This window comes from Thiocystis violacea, from assembly GCF_016583565.1.
Taxonomy (GTDB): domain Bacteria; phylum Pseudomonadota; class Gammaproteobacteria; order Chromatiales; family Chromatiaceae; genus Thiorhodococcus; species Thiorhodococcus violaceus_A.
Genome location: NZ_NRRF01000155.1, coordinates 1 through 3,201 on the forward strand (window position 1 = coordinate 1; position 3,201 = coordinate 3,201).

The following is a 3,201-nucleotide window of genomic DNA, read 5'->3' on the forward strand; positions in this document are numbered from 1 at the left end:
TTCGTACCCGTTATGTTTGCCAGATGCCCAATTACTTGGCACTGATTCACCTGGCTTGCGCACAAATCTTATTCCGAAAACTCCAAGAAACCTAAAGTTTAAGCAAACTATGTTCCGGATATCTTCTTAATCCAAACCGTGAAAGCGCGGCGCACACTGGCCTGCTCCGACGCGGCCAGCCAGTCGATCAAAGCCGAGACAGCGTCGTGGAGCGGCCCGGGCCCCTGGCTTTTCTCCAGTCTGAATAAGGCGGCCACCAGGTTTCTCAATGCCCAGGGCGCGCTTTCGTCGATCGTCCCCTCGTCAAGCAGCAGGTACTTCAAGCGTGGGGCGTAATCACGCAGACGTCCCGGCGCCGGCTCGATCAGGTCGAGCAGTTCGGTGGCCGCCGTCCAGCTAGATTTGCCATTGTAGAGCACGATCGGGAGTACGGGGGGCAGCCTGCCGGTTTCGGTCGTTGCCTGCTGCTTGATCAGATCCTGATAGAGCAACCCGAGATAGGTGAGCAGGCGCACCGCCATGTACGGATCGACAGTGGATTGGAACTCCAGCAGCAGATACAGGTAGAGCCAGCGGTCACGAAAGCGCACGCGCCACAGGATGTCATCCTCGCGATCGCGCAGGTCGTCGCTGACATAGCTGCCGCTGACCTGCTCCAGGGTATCGAGGTCCAGGTCGGCGACCCAGGCTTCGTCGATGAAACCCAGCAACAGATCCCGCACCATTTGCGGGTGCGAGAAGAGGAGTTTATAGCTGGGATCGTGGGTGTTCATCCTCAGGAGGTGCCATCCTGAAACAGATGTTCCAACTCCAGGCCGAGCCGCTTACGGTCGATCTTGCCGTTGGGATTGCGTGGCAAGGGTTCATGGCGGACGATGATCCGCGCCGGAACCATGAAGGCTGGCAGGCGCTTCTGACATTCGGTCAGGATCGCGGCGCTGGTCTCGTCGTCATGATCGGGGGCATAGACGATCAGGACGACCGCCTGACCCAAAACCGGATGGGCCACGCCAACGGCCGCGACCTCGGCGACGTGCTGGGTGGCGTAGACGACTTCTTCGACTTCGGTCGGGCTGACCCGATAGCCCGAGGTCTTGATCATCTCGTCGCGGCGTCCGACGAAATAGAGATAGCCATCCGCGTCCATCTTGACGGTGTCCCCAGACCAGACCGCGATCTCGGGGAGGGGCAGGCCGGGGGATTGGTCGGGGACTGGCTTGAACCGCTCGGCGGTCTTTTGGACATCGTTCCAGTAGCCCAAGGAGACATGAATCCCGCGGTGCACCAACTCGCCCGGCTCGCCGGGGGCGCAAGGGGTGCCATCCTCGCACACCACCAGGATCTCGGCGTTTGGGATCGCCTTGCCCATCGAGCCAGGGCGGCGATCGATCTCGTCTGGTGGGAGGTAGGTCGAACGGAAGGCCTCGGTCAGGCCATACATGAGATAGGGCTTGGTGCGCGGCAGCTTGGCGCGCAGGCTCGTCAGGGTTGCCGCCGGCATGGCTCCACCCGAGTTGGTGATGTATCGCAGATGCTCATTCACCGACTCGGGCCAGTCCAACTCGGCAAGCTGAATCCACAGCGGCGGCACGGCGGCCAGGCCGGTGATCCGCTCGCGGGCAACCGCGCGCATGACATCGCGCGGCAGCAGATAATTCATCAAGACCGCGCAGCCGCCGACATGAAAGGCCGTGGTCAGTTGGCTCAGGCCGTAGTCGAAGCTCAGGGGCAACACCGACAGAATCCGATCCTGAGCGGTGTTCTTCAGATAGGACGAGACACTGACCGCGCCCGCGACCAGGTTGCGGTGCGACAGTACCACGCCCTTGGGGCGGCCGGTACTGCCGGAGGTGTAGAGGATCGCCGCGACATCGGTATCGATGACGCGATGGGGTTTAAATGCGGTGCCCGAGCTGTATGCCGTCTCCGTCGTGTCCCAACGCACCAGTTTGACCGGACTGGAATCCGCGTCCTCCGGCATCGGCCCGACTACTAGAATCACATGCAGATCCTGGCAGTGGCGCAAGACGGGCTGCAGTAAAGCAAGTCGATCGGCGGAGGTCACCAGGATGCGGACATTGCAATCGGCCAGGATATGCGCCACTTGTTCCGCCTTGAGCAGCGGATTCACCGGGACGAAGACACCCCCGGCAGCCGCAGCGCCAAAAAGCGCGATGACGGTCTCCGGCCGCTTTTCCAGATAGACCCCTACACGCTGACCACGATTGAGGCCCAACTCCAGATAGTGCGCGGCGGCGGATTGCACGGCACCCGCTAGGGCCTGATAGGACAGATCTTTCCCGCCTGAGCGCAGCGCCGGCCCTGTCGGTGCACACTCAGCTTGGCGGTTGATGAGAACCGGAACGAGTTCAGTCATAAGCGTTGCTCAATCTTGCGTACTGTTCCCGAACGCGCGACGACGAAGCGATGCAATCACGCTTGTTTAGTTCCTCCAAGCCGGACGGGGCATTCGCCCCGTCCGGAACGTTTTGGCGCCCTCGACCGCACGGAACGCGATTGATCTAAAGCCTCAGCGTTCGCTGCGCCCGATCTTTGTTCATCCCATTCGCGATCAACCGGGCCAAGGCTTCCCCAATGCCTTCGATCTTGCCTTTCTCCCGTTCCGCTCGCAGTTCGCTGATTTGGTCGCGCAAGGCGCGGCTCGCGCACCAAGGCAACCCGTCGGGTTTCGGCGACAGCGCTGAGGTCTCTGATGCGATCGAGCGCTTGCTTGACTTGGGGGTAGGCGATGTCAGCCATGCTGTGTTCCTCCTGCCAGTGTTGAAGAAAGCTGATCCAAGCCGCGAGTCCGAACGGTGCCTTGGGCCCGTGCGAAGTCTTAGAGTCTGTTCATAAAGTTCAGATTGAATTACATAGGGTTTCTGAACGCAGGGCTTTGAAGGTGCGAAAATACAACATTAAACATCAGTGGCTTACGTTGTCGCATTCGAGCACTTCTAACCGAAAGCCCCGAGTTAGAGTCGTGCTAACCCTGCAAAATCAAGGCATTGGGTGCGAGCACCTTTTGCGACCTTCAAAGGCATGGGTTTCTGAACGGTGCGCTGGCAAAAATCGGCTCTCCCGGATCTCCTGGGGTTGTGATATCTTATAAAACAGTGGCTTGAGAGCCAGTTCCCGTCAAAACCCAATTCGAACGCTGTTGATTATGATGCTTGACAAAGAGACCATCCGGGTGCTGTT

The 3,201-nt window shown here is 59.8% G+C and carries 2 protein-coding genes; both read right to left on the reverse strand.

Annotated features, from left to right (window positions below; genetic code table 11):
* Nucleotides 1–107 precede the first annotated feature (107 nt).
* Nucleotides 108–773 (reverse strand): Rpn family recombination-promoting nuclease/putative transposase, encoded by a 666-nt coding sequence (locus CKO23_RS24165; protein WP_242482708.1) that lies wholly within the window; start codon nt 771–773, stop codon nt 108–110.
* Between the two features lie 2 nt (nt 774–775).
* Entirely contained in the window at nt 776–2,377 is a 1,602-nt protein-coding gene (locus tag CKO23_RS24170) for an acyl-CoA ligase (AMP-forming), exosortase A system-associated (protein ID WP_200335967.1), read from the reverse strand.
* Nucleotides 2,378–3,201 lie beyond the last annotated feature (824 nt).

Coding starts and splice junctions, on each gene's coding strand:
- CKO23_RS24170 (WP_200335967.1), bottom strand. CDS start 2,377: ATGACTGAACTCGTTCCGGTTCTCATCAACCGCCAAGCTGAGTGTGCA.
- CKO23_RS24165 (WP_242482708.1), bottom strand. CDS start 773: ATGAACACCCACGATCCCAGCTATAAACTCCTCTTCTCGCACCCGCAA.